The organism is Granulicella paludicola (genome assembly GCF_025685545.1).
Lineage (GTDB): Bacteria > Acidobacteriota > Terriglobia > Terriglobales > Acidobacteriaceae > Granulicella > Granulicella paludicola.
On record NZ_JAGSYC010000026.1, the window covers coordinates 492525 to 508389 of the forward strand.

Annotated in this window: 13 protein-coding genes; 6 read left to right on the plus strand and 7 right to left on the minus strand. The window is 60.6% G+C overall.

All coding sequences use genetic code 11. The features are described 5' to 3' along the window. Positions 1-123: 123 nt before the first annotated feature. The gene (locus tag OHL14_RS17640; RefSeq protein ID WP_263380696.1) at positions 124-1953 is read left to right on the plus strand and encodes a thiamine pyrophosphate-binding protein; all 1830 of its coding nucleotides are present in this window, start codon (positions 124-126) and stop codon (positions 1951-1953) included. A gap of 163 nt (positions 1954-2116) precedes the next feature. Here OHL14_RS17640 and OHL14_RS17645 read toward each other — a convergent pair whose 3' ends face one another. After that, positions 2117-4297: an alpha-L-arabinofuranosidase A gene (locus OHL14_RS17645; protein WP_263380697.1), complete on the minus strand. Its 2181-nt coding sequence runs from the start codon at positions 4295-4297 to the stop codon at positions 2117-2119. 95 nt (positions 4298-4392) lie between these two features. On the opposite strand from OHL14_RS17645, the gene OHL14_RS17650 reads away from it, so the two are divergent. Next, positions 4393-4854, plus strand: coding sequence for a nucleoside deaminase (locus tag OHL14_RS17650; RefSeq protein ID WP_263380698.1), 462 nt, complete (start codon positions 4393-4395; stop codon positions 4852-4854). On the opposite strand, the gene OHL14_RS17655 is transcribed toward OHL14_RS17650, so the two are convergent. Further along, positions 4851-5411, minus strand: a complete 561-nt coding sequence (locus tag OHL14_RS17655; RefSeq protein ID WP_263380699.1) for a cupin domain-containing protein — start codon at positions 5409-5411, stop codon at positions 4851-4853. The two genes, OHL14_RS17650 and OHL14_RS17655, sit on opposite strands and share 4 nt — an antisense overlap. A 74-nt stretch (positions 5412-5485) precedes the next feature. Between OHL14_RS17655 and OHL14_RS17660 the strand changes: the two genes are divergently transcribed. Together OHL14_RS17660 and OHL14_RS17665 are read left to right on the plus strand one after the other, a co-directional pair. Beyond that, positions 5486-6793, plus strand: a complete 1308-nt coding sequence (locus tag OHL14_RS17660) for an NCS2 family permease (RefSeq protein WP_263380700.1) — start codon at positions 5486-5488, stop codon at positions 6791-6793. Between the two features lie 87 nt (positions 6794-6880). Then, positions 6881-7309, plus strand: coding sequence for an OsmC family protein (locus tag OHL14_RS17665; protein WP_263380701.1), 429 nt, complete (start codon positions 6881-6883; stop codon positions 7307-7309). A 186-nt stretch (positions 7310-7495) separates the two neighbouring features. Here the strand turns inward: OHL14_RS17665 and OHL14_RS17670 are convergent, their stop codons facing one another. Both OHL14_RS17670 and OHL14_RS17675 read right to left on the minus strand, forming a co-directional pair. Then, positions 7496-7891 (minus strand): hypothetical protein, encoded by a 396-nt coding sequence (locus tag OHL14_RS17670; RefSeq protein ID WP_263380702.1) that lies wholly within the window; start codon positions 7889-7891, stop codon positions 7496-7498. Positions 7892-7964: 73 nt separating this feature from the next. Further along, entirely contained in the window at positions 7965-8927 is a 963-nt protein-coding gene (locus tag OHL14_RS17675; RefSeq protein WP_317890430.1) for a cation diffusion facilitator family transporter, read from the minus strand. Between the two features lie 81 nt (positions 8928-9008). On the opposite strand from OHL14_RS17675, the gene OHL14_RS17680 reads away from it, so the two are divergent. Beyond that, entirely contained in the window at positions 9009-9725 is a 717-nt protein-coding gene (locus OHL14_RS17680; RefSeq protein WP_263380704.1) for an MBL fold metallo-hydrolase, read from the plus strand. Positions 9726-9735: 10 nt separating this feature from the next. On the opposite strand, the gene OHL14_RS17685 is transcribed toward OHL14_RS17680, so the two are convergent. Beyond that, a complete protein-coding gene (locus OHL14_RS17685; protein WP_263380705.1) occupies positions 9736-11178 on the minus strand; it encodes a metallophosphoesterase in 1443 nt (480 codons plus the stop codon). 104 nt (positions 11179-11282) lie between these two features. Here OHL14_RS17685 and yiaK point away from each other — a divergent pair, with 104 nt between their 5' ends. Next, positions 11283-12332, plus strand: a complete 1050-nt coding sequence (gene yiaK, locus OHL14_RS17690; RefSeq protein WP_263380706.1) for a 3-dehydro-L-gulonate 2-dehydrogenase — start codon at positions 11283-11285, stop codon at positions 12330-12332. A gap of 62 nt (positions 12333-12394) precedes the next feature. Here yiaK and OHL14_RS17695 read toward each other — a convergent pair whose 3' ends face one another. Both OHL14_RS17695 and OHL14_RS17700 read right to left on the minus strand, forming a co-directional pair. Beyond that, complete coding sequence (locus OHL14_RS17695) at positions 12395-13336, minus strand: hypothetical protein (RefSeq protein WP_263380707.1); 942 nt, start codon at positions 13334-13336, stop codon at positions 12395-12397. An 81-nt stretch (positions 13337-13417) separates the two neighbouring features. After that, positions 13418-15808, minus strand: coding sequence for a prolyl oligopeptidase family serine peptidase (locus OHL14_RS17700; protein ID WP_263380708.1), 2391 nt, complete (start codon positions 15806-15808; stop codon positions 13418-13420). Between the last annotated feature and the right edge of the window lie 57 nt (positions 15809-15865).

A 15865-nucleotide genomic window follows, 5' to 3' on the forward strand; every position in this document is an offset into this window, starting at 1 on the left:
GATGACATGTTTCAATCCGCTGAATTTATGCAGGATTCATGAGATGGGGATTGCGGCGGGTTCCATAACGCCTGTTGCCTCCTGCAACCCATTCTTTCGCACGAGTGTTTACGATAGAGCGATATGAAGTTGTCCGATTACATCTTCCAGTTCGTAGCCGACCTTGGCGTGCAGCATGTCTTCCTCGTAACCGGCGGCGGTGCCATGCACCTGAACGCTTCGCTGGCCGCAGAAAAGCGGCTGACGGCCATCTGCAACTCGCATGAGCAAGCCTCGGCGATCTGCGCTGAAAGCTACGCCAAGGCCACCAATGGCCTGGGCGTCTGCCTGGTGACCACCGGCCCGGGCGGCACGAATGCTGTCACCGGCGTGGCCGGCGCCTGGCTCGACTCCACGCCGACACTCTTTATCTCCGGACAGGTGAAGCGACCGGACCGCATGTTCGATGCCGCGACCGGCAAGCCGCTCGGCATGAGGCAGCTCGGCGTGCAGGAGGTCGACATTGTCTCCATTGTGAAGCCGATCACCAAGTACGCTGTCACGATCCTCGAGCCTAACGACATTCGCTACCAACTGGAAAAGGCCGTCTATCTCGCGCTGCACGGTCGCCCCGGCCCGGTCTGGATCGATGTGCCGCTCGATGTGCAGGCCTCGCCCATTGACGAGACGCAGCTGCGCGGCTTCGACCCGGCAGAGTTTGCCGGCGATGTCAGCCTCTTCGGCAGCTCCCACGTTCCCGACGAGGTCGCACGTGCCATCGAAGCCTTCAACGCCTGCGAGCGCCCCTTACTCTTCGCCGGTAACGGCATCCGGTTGGCGCACGCGGAGAAGGAGTTTGAAGAGCTGCGCACCCTGCTCGGCGTACCGACCGTGGCGACGTGGTGTGCTGCGGACCTCGTGCCTTCAGACGATCCGACTTTCGTAGGCCGCCCCGGCACGGTCGCCGCGCGCGGAGCCAACTTTGCGCTGCAGAACTGCGACTACCTGCTCTCCGTCGGCGTGCGCCTGGACATGGCAATCACCGGGTATGCGCCGCACAACCTTGCGCGCGAGGCACATAAGGTGGTCGTCGATATCGATGCAGCGGAGCTGGGCAAGCTCGCGCCGCACATGCAGCAGCCCGTCTGCGCCGACGCGAAGGCGTTCCTTACCGAGCTGCTGAAGCACAAGGACAAGCTGAAGCCGCGCGGCTTCGCTCCCTGGCTGGCGCGCTGTGCCGATTGGAAGACGCGCTATCCGGTGGTCACCGACGAGCACCGCAAGCCCGAAGGCCGCGTGTCGATCTTCAACCTGGCCGAGGTGCTGGGGACCGAGGTCAGCAAGGAAGACCGTCTCGTCGTCGGCAGTTCCGGCTCGGCTATTGAGATCTATCTGCTCGCGGTACCGACACTGCACTCGCAGCGGCTGTACCACACGGCGGGGCTCGGCTCCATGGGCTATGCGGTGCCGATGGCCATTGCCGTCGCGATCGCCAACCCCGGCCGCGAGGTGATCGCCGTCGATGGCGATGGGGGCTTCATGTTCAACATCCAGGAGATGGAAACGATTCATCGACTACAACTGCCGATCAAGTTCTTCGTGCTGAACAACGACGGCTACTCCTCGATTCGTGCCTCGCAGACGGCGTACTTTGGAGCGCCGACGATCGGAGCAGACAAAAACACCGGCATCACGATTCCAAACCTGTCCAAAGTAGGCGCGAGCTTCGGCCTGAGCACGTACGTCATCGAAGACCAGACGAACCTGCGCGACGAGGTCCGCAAGGTTCTGGCGATGAAGGGCCCCGTGCTGTGCGACACGAACGTGCTGCCGGACGAGGTACGCGCGCCGCGGCTTTCCAGCTATCAGAAACCGGATGGAAGCTTCGTATCGAAGCCGCTGGAGGACCTGTTCCCGTTCCTCGAACGCGAGGAGTTCCTGGCAAACATGATCGTGAAGCCGCTGGAGGAGTAGCACCCGAGTTACCCTATCGATCTTGCCATCCGGACCCGCGCGAATTCCAGGGCAGGGCTCTCCCCTCCGCCGCGCTGCGATCGAGATGACAACCTTCATAGAGGTGAACTCAGAAGTCGCGAAGAACCTGATGGGACAGGTACTTCGCGACTTTTCACGCGCCTTACTTCACCGCTACCTCGACGACCTCGATCGTGTACGGTGCGAGCGTCTGCTTCAACATGCTTCCCGCAAAGCTGCGTACCGATTCCACCGGATGAATCACCTCGGGTTCGGTGATCGAGTTGGTCGCCTGGAAGCTACCTGCATGCAGCGAGGTGACCTTCGCCACATGCGCTCCCGCGCTCAGCCCCTTCAGTTCAACGGATAGCGGCTGCGGCAGGTTCGAAGCGTTCACCAGCTTCACGTATAGCTTGCCGTTGCCCTTTGTGACCGAATAGAAGAACCGTTCCTGCGCGCCCGTGATTTCGCTGTGCGGAGTGCTGTCGCCGATCTTGCCGCCGAACATCACCTGCGCCCAGTAGCTCGGCGAACCATAGCTCTTTACCGCGTCATAGCCGATCAGGTCGGTCGACCACTGCATGCCGCCGGGGTTCACATTCACCAGCAGCGGAGCATAGCTCGCCATCACGATCAGGTCGCTGTTGCGCTCCATGCTTGTCATCCAGGCAGCATCGCCCAACGCGTCGCCCATGTTCGGAGTCGGCGAACCTGACCGCGTGGCCCACTCACCGACGAATACCTTCGGTCCTGTGCGCGGCGCTGCATCGTAGTGGTGTACCAGGTCGAACATGTCCGCCGGGCTCTTGTAATAGTGGTCGTCGATGACGTCCGGTTCTTTGCCTGCGGCTTCCTTCACCGGGGTCGTCGCAATCAGCTTGTACTGCGGATACTTCTTTCGCAGCGCCTCTGCAAACTGCGCAAACCGAGCATCGTAACTGCCGCTCTTGTCGAACTCATCTTCATTACCGATCTCGATGTAATGGAGCGGGAACGGTGCGGGATGCCCGTCCTTCGCACGCTCGGCGCCCCACTTCGTGCTCACGTCGCCGGTGACGTACTCCACTTCATCGAGCGCCGCCTGCACATACGGCTCCAGATCTTTTCCCGGCTTTGCGTAGTCATGCTTCAGCGCATAGCCGGCATAGACCGCAAGCACCGGTTCTACCTTCAGGTCTTCGGTCCACTCCAGAAACTCCAGAAGACCCATGCCGTCGGTCGACCAGTAAGTCCAGGGAGCCTGATGGCCGGGGCGGTCGACCAGCGGTCCGATCGTCTCCTTGAAGTTGTACCAATCCTTCATCTCATCGCCTTCAAGGTAGTTGCCGCCGGGCAGGCGCACGAAGTGCGGATGCATCGCTGCCATCTTCTCCATCAAATCGACACGCAGACCATTCTCGCGATTGTTGAACGTCGGCGGAAAGAGCGTCGCCAGCTGAATCCAGAACGTTCCCGGCTTTGCCATCGTCAGTTCAAGATGGTTCTTATCGCTCGTCGCGCCCACCGATCCGGTTTCGAGCGAGTACTTGTATTTTTGCCAGTCGCCGCCATACAGCGTGACCTGGGTTGAAGCCAGGACTGCACCTGTCGCGTCGCTTACCAGCTTCGCCGTTAGAACGTCGAGACCCTCCGCCTTCGCATAAAAGCCTCCCTCGTATCGGGTATGCGAACGCACTGGAATTCCCCAGTAGCCGACATTGCTCAGCCCCGCCTCGTTGCCCTCCGAAGCCTCGTCGATCTTCAGCTTCAAGCTCGTCGGCAGCGCCTTACTCGGCCCTGCTTCCTTGTCTATCTTGGCCTCGGCCTTCGCATCGCCATTGCGGATCAGTCCCCAGCCCTCCACGCCCGCCCAGTTATTGCGGAAGGTGTGGTTGCTCAACAGCTGGGCGTAGAGACCACCGTCATATGAGTGGTTGATCTCCTCGGTCATAAGGCCATAGAGCATCGAACTCACCGGCTTGCCAGCATCCTGGGCATCGATGGTCAACGTAGCTGTGCCCACAGCACCGCCACCAAGCTGAATCGCGCGTGTCCCTTTGAGCAGAGGTGTAACCCGCTGTGTCTCTAAGTGTTGACCATCGAGAACAATGGGTCGGGGTGTCTTCGCCACATGTACCGTCGCAGCCTTGGTCGAAGGTGCAGCGGCCACTGGCTCTGCAAGCGTGATGGGCTTAGGCGTCTTTGCGACGTGCGCGGGCTTGGTGGACGCAGTGGAAGCTGCAAGAGCATCCGGATCTGTCAGCGTAATCGGATGCACAGACTGAGCAGCACTGCCGGCACAGAGAACCGCCGCCACACACAGACCTAAGGAAAGACGGCTCTTCACCACGTCAGAAAACATCATTGCGCACAATCTCCGTTGAAATCGGTTTCAGGCTCGAATGCATTCTACCCGACCAACCTTGCCGCTGACTCGCTCGCTTGTATGCTTGAACCAAGATGTCGACCCCTTTTGCTCCTGATTACTCCGCCATGCTCCTTGTCGCACTCGAAGAAGCCCACGCAGGCCTAGCCGAGGGCGGACTCCCCATCGGCGCCGCGATCTTCCATACGGACGGCACGCTCATCAGCCGCGGCCACAACCGCCGCGTGCAACAGTCCGACCCTAGCATCCACGGTGAAACCGACGCCTTCCGCAACGCCGGCCGCCAGAAGAGCTACCGCGATCTCATCATGGTGACTACGCTCGCGCCCTGCTGGTATTGCTCCGGCCTTATTAAGCAGTTCGGCTTTCAGACTGTGGTCGTCGGCGAGAGCCAGAACTTTTCCGGCGGCGAGCATTGGCTCCGTGAACTCGGCATCAACATCATCGACCTCGCCGATCCCGCCTGCATCGACATGATGCGCACCTTCATCGCCGACCACCCGGCGCTGTGGAACGAAGATATCGGCGTCGACTAGATCTTCTTCGTCAAGGCTCGAATCCGTTCCGACTCATGCGGCCACTTCGCGATCAGCTCCTCCGCCGTCGCATCCTGATAGTCCACGAACTCAAACCCCGGACTCACCGTACACCCCAATAGAGCCCACTCGCCTTCGAGCAATCGCGAACCCTGCCACACTCCGCGCGGCACCACATGCTGCAGCTTCTGTCCGGCGGCAATGTCCTTGCCTATCAACGTCACCTGTGTGGAGCCGTCCTCGAACAGCTGCAGCAACTCCACCGCATCCCCTAGATAGTGATGGAAGATTTCGTCGCTCTGCAGCAGGTGCATCTCGCTGAAGGTATGCGGCTCCAGCAGGTAATAGATCGCTGTCGACGTCCGACGAGGTCCGTCATAACGCGAACGCTCTGGGTGCCCCATGTCCCGATTCTTGGACGCGGAATTCCCGCCACCAAACGCCTCCGCCGCTAGAAACTCGGCCGACTCCCACGTCCGCACATACCAACCGCCCTCTTGCGGATGCGGCTGCAACCCCAGTAGTGTCTTCACCTCGTTAGCTGTCATCTCGGCCATAGCACTCCTCTACGCTATTCTTTACGAAACTGTTCGCAACAACCACTCTCTGCCGCGAGGACCTACCGCCCGCTATGCGCACTCGTCTCGAAACCTACTTCAAGTTCGCAGAGCACCAGGCCACCTGGCGCACCGAAATCCTCGCAGGCCTCACCACCTTCATCACGATGGCCTACATTATCTTCGTGAATCCGGCCATTCTCTCGCAGACCGGGATGCCCCTCGCGGCGGTCACCACCTCCACGTGCCTCTGTGCAGCCCTTGGCAGCATTCTTATGGGCGTCATCGCGAACTACCCGCTCGCCCTCGCTCCTGGCATGGGCCTCAACGCCTACTTCACGTACACCGTCGTCAAGGGCATGGGCGTCAGCTGGCAGACCGCCCTCGGCGCTGTCTTTCTGTCCGGAGTTATCTTTCTGCTGCTCACCTTCGGAGGCATCCGTCAGCGCCTCGTCGGCGCGATTCCGCATCAGCTGCACGCCTCCGTTGCCGGAGGCATCGGCCTCTTCATCGCCTTCATCGGCCTGCACAATGCAGGCATTATCGTACCCAGCGCAGCGACGGTCGTCACGCTCGGCAACATGCACTCTCCCGCCGTGCTGCTCGCCATCTTCGGTATCGTGCTCATCGCCATCCTGCAGGCCTATCGCGTCAAGGCCTCCATGCTCATCGGAGTCCTCGCCACCCTCGCGCTAGGCATCGCGTTGCATCAGGTAAAGTACCAGCCCAGCACCTTCAATCCCATGGCGATTCGCGACACCGCCTTCCATCTCGACATCCGCGGCGCACTCAAGATGAACGCCCTTGAGATCATCTTCGTCTTCCTCTTCGTCGACCTCTTCGACAACATCGGAACGCTGGTGGCCGTGACCGAGCGCGCCGGGCTGATCGCGGAGGATCACACCATCCCGCGCCTCGACAAGATCTTCTTCGCCGACGCCACCTCCACGGTCATCGGCTCGCTCGCCGGTACCAGCACGGTCACCAGCTATATCGAGTCTTCCGCAGGCGTCGCCGCCGGAGGCCGCACCGGCGTCACAGCCATCACCACCGGCATCCTCTTCTTCATTGCCATCTTTGTCGCGCCCGTCGTCGGAGCGATCCCAGACTTCGCTACCGCGCCCGCGCTCATCCTCGTCGGCGCGCTCATGGTCGCCGGGGCCGCGCGCATCAACTGGGACGAGCCCACCATCGCCATCCCCAGCTTTCTCACCCTCATCACCATCCCGCTCACCTACTCCATTGCGACGGGCCTCAGCTTCGGCCTCATCAGCTTCGCGATTCTTGAGCTCGCCACCGGCAAGGGGCGCCGCGAACACTGGATGCTGTATTTGCTGGCGCTGCTTTTCCTGGGCCGATTCATCTACCTGCACGCCAGCTAGGTCTAAAATCCAGAAGGTCGATCGCTACTCGGCGACCTTCGCATCTCACCTCTCGTCAGTCGCATCTCACTCAGCAAGGAGAAATACATGGACCGCAAAGCAACAGCCATCTGGAACGGCGACCTCAAGGCCGGCAAGGGCAGCATCACTACGCAGAGCACCACTCTCAACGAAACGCAGTACAGCTTCAAGAGCCGCTTCGAAGAGGGCGTGGGTACGAACCCCGAAGAGCTCATTGCAGCCGCGCACTCCGGCTGCTACTCCATGGCCTTCGCCAACGCGCTCGCCGAAGCGGGTCACGTCGCCATCTCCGTCGAAACCACCGCTATCGTCACGCTGAACCCTGCAGCGGAAGGCGGCCCGACCATCACCAAGATCCACCTCATCAACAAGTCTGAGGTTCCCGGCATCGACAAGGCCAAGTTCGACGAGATCGCTGCTGCCGCCAAGGCAGGCTGTCCGGTTTCGAAGGTTCTCAAAGCCGCAGAGATCACTCTCGACGCCACCCTCGTCTAAAAACTTCTTTCAACCTTGTCATCCTGACCCGCAGGCGGAGGAAGTGCTTTACCGAACTGACACAGGTCTCATCACTACAAACGCAAAAGCCCGCCATATCGGCGGGCTTTTGCGATTACACCTAGTGCAGCTGCCAGTGTTATCCAGATCCAGCCTCCTTGCTTATTCACCAGATTGCTGCCCTATCTACGGTTGCGGTGATTCAACGGGTTTCGCAGGCGGCTGGGCAGCGGAGCCAAGCTTCGTCAGCGATTCATCGACACGCTTTTTTAATGCGTCTACATCGTCATTCACGAGGCCACTGTATGAGGTTTGGACCTGAAGCTCGCATCCGGTAGGAATTGTATTCAGCACCAGCGAATTGATGCGCTTTCCGGTGAGGAAGCCGCCAATGTTATAGGACGCTGTCAGTTCTTCGTTCGAAATTCCGATGATGCCGTACTTGCCGGAGTTGCGAAGCGTGTCCTTGACCGCAGGCCACAAAACATTGCACGGCTGGGAATAGTTGAACTTGTGCGTTTTTGCGAGGGCGGGTGTGGCTACACCTATGGCGAGCGCGAGCGGAACTATTTTCTTGAGCAAGGCTTCTCCTTGAACCGACGGCTGGAAGGATTTCCTGTGGCGCTGGGGTTGCTCGCGAAAGTATAAGACATCTTTAGTGGGCGTGGCTGTGCGAGTGGCCGCCCGCCCCATGATGATGGTGCGAGTGCCCGTCGATCACATCCGGCACCGGCGGCGAGCTGCAACCGTCGACCGTCGGACAGTCCGTGACTTCGATCTGGATCGTCGTGTGATGAATGCCGTGGTGATCGCGCAGCTCGTGGTTCAGCCGCTCCAGCACCGTCTCGCTGTCCGCCAGCTGCATCTCGATCACCTGGACGTGACATGCGAGCGCGTGGCTCTGCGAAGTCAAGCTCCAGATGTGCAGGTCATGCACATTCACCACGCCTTCGATCGACTGCATCGCCGCGCGAATCTCACCCAGGTCCAGCGACTTCGGCGTACCTTCCAGCAGAATATGCAGCGTCTCCTTCACGATGCCCCAGCTGCTCAGCAGGATCATGCCCGAGATGATCACGGACAGCACCGGATCGATCCACTGCAGGTGGGTCAGCTGAATCAGGAACCCGCCCACGATCACGGCCGCGGTCGAAATCGTATCGCCCAGCATGTGCAGGAACACGCTCCGTATGTTTACATCGCCGGAGAACTTATAGAGCAGCGCGGCAATCGCTCCGTTCATCAGCACGCCTGCCGCCGCAACGATCATCATCAGGTGCGGTTCCACCGTCACCGGATGGAAGAACCGTCCGATCGCTGCAATCAAAATCCACGCTGCCAGCACCATCAGGCTCAGTGCATTCACAAACCCTGCCAGAACGCCCGCGCGCTGATACCCAAATGTGCGCGTGTCGGTGGCCGGCCGCGTCTGCAGCCAGACCGCCACAAAGCTCAGCCCCAGAGCCGCGAAGTCCGACACATTGTGTCCCGCCTCAGAGATCAGCGCGAGCGAGTGCGCGCGCAGGCCGAAGAACAGCGTTGCAGCGATATACAGCGCCGTCAGCAACAGCGAAAATTTGAGGATTCGCTGCATCCCGCCACTCGGTTTGGCCACCATGTGCATATTCCGATTGTAGTCTGAGCGTCCCCAGCCGCCTGCGCCGCATCCAAAAGCAAATCAGTTTTGGGAGAGTCGCCAATGAAGATCAAACCCATATCGCAGCACGGCATGCAGCTCACACGCTTCGGCCTGATGAACTGCTATCTCGTACGCGAAAGCGATGGCTTCACCCTGATCGACACCACGATCGGTGGCTCCGGCGACCAGATTCTCGCTGCGGCCCGCAGCCTGGACGCTCCCATTCGCCGCATACTTCTCACCCACGCACATGTGGACCACATCGGCGCCCTCGACGAACTAGCCACCAAACTCCCGGGTGTGCAGGTCGCCATCGGAGACCGCGAATCGCTGATGCTGCCCAAGCCGCCGAAGCAGAACCTCAATCCGTTACCCGGCGAACCGCCCTGCAAGCTCAAAGGCGGCTACCCCGGCGCAAACACGCCAGCAACGCATCTGATCTCCGCACAGGAGCTGTTCGGATCGCTGCGCTGCCTCGCCACCGAAGGCCACACACCCGGCCACATGAGCTTCCTCGACGAGCGCGACGGCACTCTGTACACCGGCGATGCGATGGTCACGGTCGGCGGCAAGCCACACGTTCCCGGCTACGGCCCCTGGTTTTTCCCGCTACCCAAATTCGCGACGTGGGATAGACCCACGTCCGTGGCCGTCATCCAGCGTCTGATTAGCGATCCGCCTCTCATTGCGATCGCCCGCCTCGCTCCTGGGCACGGTCCGGTGCTTGAGGGTGGCCGTAACCTTCTTGAAGCGGCGCTCCTCGAAGTAAAGGCATAGATAGCGGGCCTTACTTCGTGGGGCAGGAGCATTCGACAAAGCTCTTCGTCGTATCGTTCGTCAGCGAGCACGCATACGCAGGCCATACGATGCCCAGCGCCGCCGCCCGCAGGTTCAGGCCACCGGCGTTGCCGCTGGGGAAGTAGAAGCTCTCATAAGCCTGCGTCTGCGGGCTCTGGCTGGTGCGGTCGGCGAGGAAGCCATCCATGATGGCCTTAAGCGACGCTGCAGAATAGTCCGGCTGCTTGTAGGTGGTGGAGTAAGTGTATTCGGGTGACCACTTGCTTGCGATGCCGGTAAGGTTGGTCGCCACATACACCGTGTAGTCGAGCAACACGGCTTTCGCCGGATCGACCGAGCCGATCGTAAACGCCGGATGATTCCCATTGACTGGCGAGATCGACGGAACGAGCTTACCGGGTGCCCCACCTGTGCCTGACCTCGCCGTGTAGAGCTTCATCTCGTCCATGTGGGTATGCCCCAGCAGAACGAGGGAGATCACATCCGCGTAATCCGCAAGCGTATCGGCAAAGAGCTCGGAGTTGAGAAAGAGTGCGGGATCGGTGTAGGGGCAGGCGCCTGCAGACTGCTTCTTCGTGAAAGTGGAGTAGGCGTCGATACCCGGAGGGATGTGCGCCATAATCCAGATGCGCTGATGTTTAGAGCGGGCTTCGTCGAGCTGCCGGCGCAGCCAGGCAGTTTGAGCCGCACCTGCCTCTGGAGCGGACCTTCCATCGCAGGCGACGTACTTCTTCGCCTCGAAGATATCCTGCATCACCAGCAAGAGCGTGTTTTTGAACGGTGCGGGAAGCTTCACACTGTAGTCGCCGTAGGTGGAGAACTCAGCAGAGATGCTCGCGGAGTTGGCTTTGTCGAGCGCAACGGCCGCGAAGGTCTTGCCATCCTTGGAGAGGTAACTGCTGCTGGAGTCTTCGCGATAATCCTTGCATCCTGAGTCATTATTGCCCAAGGAGAGATAGATAGGGGTCTTGGGAAAGCTGACATGCAGTTGCTGCGCGACGAATGCTACAGTCTTCGCTGCAAAATCGGAGTAGTCACGCTCCGAGCCCTTGGGGACGAGAGCTTTATAGCGGCAGTCAAACTGATGGGCCATCAGGTCGCCGGAGACGGTGATAAACAGTGGTGCAGGTAGCTGCTTCTGTTCGGCGGCGAGCGAACTGCTGAGCAACGTATAGCTTGTGTCGGAGCCGCGCGCGTTGCAGGTGGACTGCAGTTGTTCGTAGGCCTGCTCATCCATGGGCGTCGTGGGCGTGGCGAGGATTGAGGGCCAGTCTTCCACCTTCGCGGCGACAAGCTTTGGAACGAGTGTCGGGTTCTGGAAGGGATCGAAGTGAATGTCCGAAAGCATCAGGACAGGCTCGGGCTTCGGCTTCTGCGAGTATGCAGTCAGCGTGACGGAAAGAAGGAGCAGGCTGGGCAGAAGGCGGCGCATGCAGGTAGTGTAGCTGGCGAAGCGCAAGGACAGCCTGACGCCCCAGAGAACAGAGCGAACCCACACCTCCGCCCAACCCCGACGCCTGTTATCTAATGGGTCGTATGAGGCGAATTCCTTTTGAAGACTTGCAGGCGCGCATCGAGCAGGTGCTCATCGCGCTCGGTGTCCCGGCGCAACGTGCCGCTCTCGGTGCAAGGCTTACCGCAGAAACCGATCGCGACGGCGTAAAGACGCATGGCATTGCGCGATTGCCACGATTTGCGGCGCAGGTGCGCGCAGGTGTGGTGGTGCCGGAGGCGGTGCCGGAATGCGTGGCAAGATTTGGTGCGATCGAGCGATGGGCAGGGCATCGTGGGCCGGGGAACCTCGCTGCCCATGCAGCGATGGCTCGTGCCATGGATCTAGCGAAGGAGTATGGGCTGGGATGCGTGGCTCTGGGCGACACCTCGCACTGGATGCGCGCGGGCAGCTATGGCTGGCAGGCAGCAGAGGCTGGGTTCGCGGCGATGTGCTGGAGCAATACACTGCCGAATCTGCCGCCATGGGGAGCGAGTTCGCCTGCGCTGGGGAACAATCCGCTGGTGATTGCGGTGCCCCGGTATAAAAAAGACGGACAAGATCCGGAGGTCATAGCCGAGCATATGGTGCTGGACATCGCGATGAGCCAGTTCAGCTACGGCTCACTGGCAAGCTATGCGGCGAAGGGTGAGGCGCTACCGGTGCCGGGCGGATATGACAGCGAGGGCGTGCTGACGACGGATGCAGCGGCGATCGAGCGCTCGCAGCGTGCTCTGCCAATCGGCTTCTGGAAGGGGTCGGGGCTGAGCTTTGTTCTGGATGTGCTAGGCGCCATGTTGAGCGGCGGCAAGGCTACGCATCAATTTTCTGCGAATGCACTGGAAGAGGTTGGGCAGTCGCAGGTATTCCTCGCGATCGCTCCTCAGAGCGTGAGTGCGCTCGGAGAGATGCGCAGCGTAGCTGAGGGTGCGATCGCCGCTGTGCACGAAGCCACACCGGTTGAAGCCGGGAAGCCTGCGCGCTATCCCGGTGAGGGAGCGCTGCGGTTGCGGGAGGAGAGTCTGCGATTAGGCGTGCCTGTGGAGGATGCTGCCTGGGAAGGGTTTGTGAAGCTGGAAGAAAGCAAGGTGTAGAGAAGGGAGGAAGAATACGTTATCGTCCCGCTCCTCGCTCCTCTACACACACTTCTCTGTTCTTACATATTCGCGTTGCCGGCGCGCATATCTTCGTTGAAGGTGGGCTTCAGGAAGTTGAGGGCTTCGGCGAGTTCGGCGCGGTACTTGTCGTCCTGATTGCGGAGCGTGTCGGTTGCGGTGGCCCATTCACCATCGCCTTCGAGGAGGACGAGGCCTTCCTTCGCGAGCGCCGCTGCCTGCAGCTTCAGCTCTTCCACGGTCGTGTTGAGGTACTGCGCATCGCGGGGATCAGCGATCCAGACGGGAGCGCCGCCGCCGAGCACGTGCGACAGCCAGAAGACCTTCGCCTGCAGGTAGTCGTGGCGCTGCTGTTCCTTGGTGTCGTTGAAGCTGAAGGTCTTCTTCCACGGCGAGTAGTAGCGCGTGGTGACAGGCACCGGCTGGCGGTTGCCGGACTTCACGAGCTCGAGCTGCCCCTGGTCGAAGGTCTTGCGAACGGCGTTGTAGATGAAGCCCTCAGCGAAGGGCTGCTCGCGCGAGACGAGAGTCTCGGAGAAGGTCTGCGTCAGCGCAGCCGCGACCTTGGCGTGCAGAGGCTGCGCGCCTGAGGCGATCTCGCCGCCGTCGTTGAGGGTGACCGTGCCGTGGACGACGAAGGTGTCCGCGCCGGAGGTCGAGAAGTGGAAGGGCCATGCGAAGTTGCCGAAGACCAGCGGCAGACCATGCAGAGTGATGTACTGGTCCGGGTGCGGATTGCGCAGGCGCTTGCCAGCCTCAGTGAAGAAGGCCGTAAACTGCTTGACGAACTCGGGATTGGACGCGTCGAAGTCCGAGGAGAGCTCAAGGGTCTGGGTCTTCGACGGATCGGCGGCAAGCGCAACTGTAGCGCGGGTCGTGGTAGCGCCGTTGTAGTCGGTGCCGTTCTCGATGGAGAGGATGGTGAGGCCGGCGGCCTTGGCGGCGGCTTCAAGCGCGGGTGCGGGTGCGGCGATGGTGGACATCTTTACCTTCAGGGAACAGGGAGTAGGGAGCAGGGAGTAGAAAAATGCCCTCCGCTGTCATCGCTCTCCATTTTAGCGGTTTTAAGGCTTCAATGTGCGTTCGAAGAACTCCGCGGCGGCGGTGTAGGCCTTGAGCCAGGTGCTGTGCAGAAGGAACTCGTGGATCTCGTCGGGGAAGATGAGCTCCTCCACGTCGACCTTCTGGTCGGCCGGAAGGCTTGCGTTGCGGGCGCGGAGGGCGTCCGCCAGCAGCGGAGTCTGCGCGTAGGCTACGTTGCCGTCGTTGTCGCCGTGGATCAGCAGGATGGGCGAGTGCCATTTGCTGAGGTCTGCGAGCGGCGAGCTTTGCAGGGCTTTGGCGGCGATCGCGTCCTGCTGGGCAAAGCTACCGCGCTTCCAGTCGGAGGCGTTGTCTTCGAGGTTCCAGTCGTGGACGCCGTGGAAGTCGACACCGGCGGCGAAGAGGTCGGAGTTGCGGGCGAGCGCAAGCGCGGTGAGGTACCCGCCATAACTGCCCCCCCAGACCCCGATGCGTTTCACGTCGACATCCGGGCGCGAGGCAAGATACTTCTGCGCCGCGAGAACGTCGTTGTATTCCTTCGCACCCGTTGCACCTTCGCCCTCGCACTGGTGGAAGTCGAGCCCATAGCCGATGCCGCAGCGATAGTTGACGGAGAGGACGATGAAGCCGCGCGAGGTGAGGTACTGGTTCATCGCGTAGGCGTTGGAGTAATAGCCCATGGCCGGGTAGCCGAGCAGCATCTGCCGCATGGGGCCTCCGTGGAAGAAGAGGATGGCGGGGTGCTTGGTCTTTGGGTCGAGATTCTTCGGGAGGAAGAGTTGTCCGTGAATTTGCAGGCTGTCGGTGGACGGGAAGAGAACTTGCTGCGGTGTAACGAAGGCCGTCTCCGAGAGACTGGAATGATCGACAGGGTGAAGATTTTTCATTCTGCGGGCGCCATCGATAAGGACAGGATGCATCGGTTCCCTGGAGTCTGCTGCGAGTGTCGCGAGATTCAGGTGATAGAACGCAAGAGGATATTCCTTCTGTGCGTCTTCTGAAGCAGGCATATTCTCCGTGATGGCAGAGATGGCATACAGATGCGTTTCGATTCCGGAACCGATCGTCAGCGGTATGGTTCCCCGGATGTCATCCCTGTGTACGAACGTCGCGAGCCTCACGTGGCTTCGATCTGCATCTGCTTCATCTGCTTCGATCTCATTGGAAACATAGAGCACGTTAAAGCCGTCGGGAGTCACGCGGAACTCGGTGACATCGAACTCGCCTGGGGTTAGTGGTGCAGCACCCTTGCCACTGCGCGTATCGGCGGCGTAGAGATGTGTCCAGCCATCCATGTTTCCGGCAAAGATCACTCGATGATCTGCTGTCCAAACTAGATAGGGGTCGTGGCCGCCAGGATCGGGGAGGACGCTGCCGGGTTTGTTAGGAGTGGGCTGGTAAATTGTGCGGCTTCCGGGAGATAACGCAGGTCGTTCGCTGAGTTCAGGATGACAGGTAAAAGAGGGAATGCAGGGCACAAATTCAGGGTTTACGCTGCCCCCTTCGACATGCTTCGGCAAGTTTGCGGACGTGATATCCAGCAACTGAATCGACCATGGTGTTGCGCTGGTTCGGGGGTTGGCGAACTCGGGGATGTCGGTGAAAGGGGTGCGTATCCAGGCGAGTTGTTTGCCGTCGGGTGAGAATGCTGGTGCGGAGTCGTCGCCGGTGCTCGGGGCGGGGAAGCTCAACGTGTGCGTCTTCAGATCGAGCAACGCGAGGAAGCTGTGCGAGGGCTGATTGACCTCGCGGCGGCGGCTGATGAAAGCGAGCGTATTGCCGTCGGGCGAGAGCGTGAGGGCCGAGGCGGTGCCGCGGTCGAAGACAAGCTGGTGAGTGGGGGACTGCGGTGGTTCCGGTAAAGCAGTTCCTTCGACTTCGCGCTGCGCGCTCCGCTCAGGATGACAATCGCTAAGGCAGGCAGTGAAAATCTGGCCTGCGCGCAGGAAGAAGAGGCTCTTGCCGTCGCGGGAGAAGAGCGGGGCGCGGCCTTCGCCGACGATGAGAGACTTTGCATTCGCATCGAGCGGCTGCACGATAACCTGCACGGGCGTCGACCGTTGCAGATGCGCGGGGTTCGCAGGTTTCCCATCGGCTCCATTCGGAGCGCCGTAGGTGTAGGCGATAAGTTTTGCATCCGGCGACCACGCAAGCTGCGAGATGTCCTGCGCATCGTCTTCGGTGTTGCTCGTGAGCTGCCGCGCCGCAACCTCCTTGCCGCCGACATAAAGGTTGTGGCGGCCTTCGGCATCTTCTACCCACGCAAAGAGATTGCCCACGGGCGCTGCCGTCAGGTCGGTCGCGTACGGTGCACTCAGCGCCTGTTGCAGCGTGAATGGTTTCGATGTCTGCGCGATGAGCGAGGAGGCTGTAGCGAGCGCGAGCAGGACGAGAGGCCGAAGATGTCTCATGCGGTTGAGGATAACCGAGGTCGCTCCCCGTAAGGTCTGAGTCGGTACGATATATGC

Bases quoted from the DNA above. Each gene is read 5' to 3' on its own strand.
- OHL14_RS17685 (WP_263380705.1), bottom strand. From the start codon at position 11,178: ATGCGCCGCCTTCTGCCCAGCCTGCTCCTTCTTTCCGTCACGCTGACT.
- OHL14_RS17655 (WP_263380699.1), bottom strand. From the start codon at position 5,411: ATGGCCGAGATGACAGCTAACGAGGTGAAGACACTACTGGGGTTGCAG.
- OHL14_RS17640 (WP_263380696.1), top strand. From the start codon at position 124: ATGAAGTTGTCCGATTACATCTTCCAGTTCGTAGCCGACCTTGGCGTG.
- OHL14_RS17665 (WP_263380701.1), top strand. From the start codon at position 6,881: ATGGACCGCAAAGCAACAGCCATCTGGAACGGCGACCTCAAGGCCGGC.
- OHL14_RS17675 (WP_317890430.1), bottom strand. From the start codon at position 8,927: ATGGTGGCCAAACCGAGTGGCGGGATGCAGCGAATCCTCAAATTTTCG.
- OHL14_RS17680 (WP_263380704.1), top strand. From the start codon at position 9,009: ATGAAGATCAAACCCATATCGCAGCACGGCATGCAGCTCACACGCTTC.
- OHL14_RS17700 (WP_263380708.1), bottom strand. From the start codon at position 15,808: ATGAGACATCTTCGGCCTCTCGTCCTGCTCGCGCTCGCTACAGCCTCC.
- OHL14_RS17695 (WP_263380707.1), bottom strand. From the start codon at position 13,336: ATGTCCACCATCGCCGCACCCGCACCCGCGCTTGAAGCCGCCGCCAAG.
- OHL14_RS17660 (WP_263380700.1), top strand. From the start codon at position 5,486: ATGCGCACTCGTCTCGAAACCTACTTCAAGTTCGCAGAGCACCAGGCC.
- OHL14_RS17645 (WP_263380697.1), bottom strand. From the start codon at position 4,297: ATGATGTTTTCTGACGTGGTGAAGAGCCGTCTTTCCTTAGGTCTGTGT.
- yiaK (WP_263380706.1), top strand. From the start codon at position 11,283: ATGAGGCGAATTCCTTTTGAAGACTTGCAGGCGCGCATCGAGCAGGTG.
- OHL14_RS17650 (WP_263380698.1), top strand. From the start codon at position 4,393: ATGTCGACCCCTTTTGCTCCTGATTACTCCGCCATGCTCCTTGTCGCA.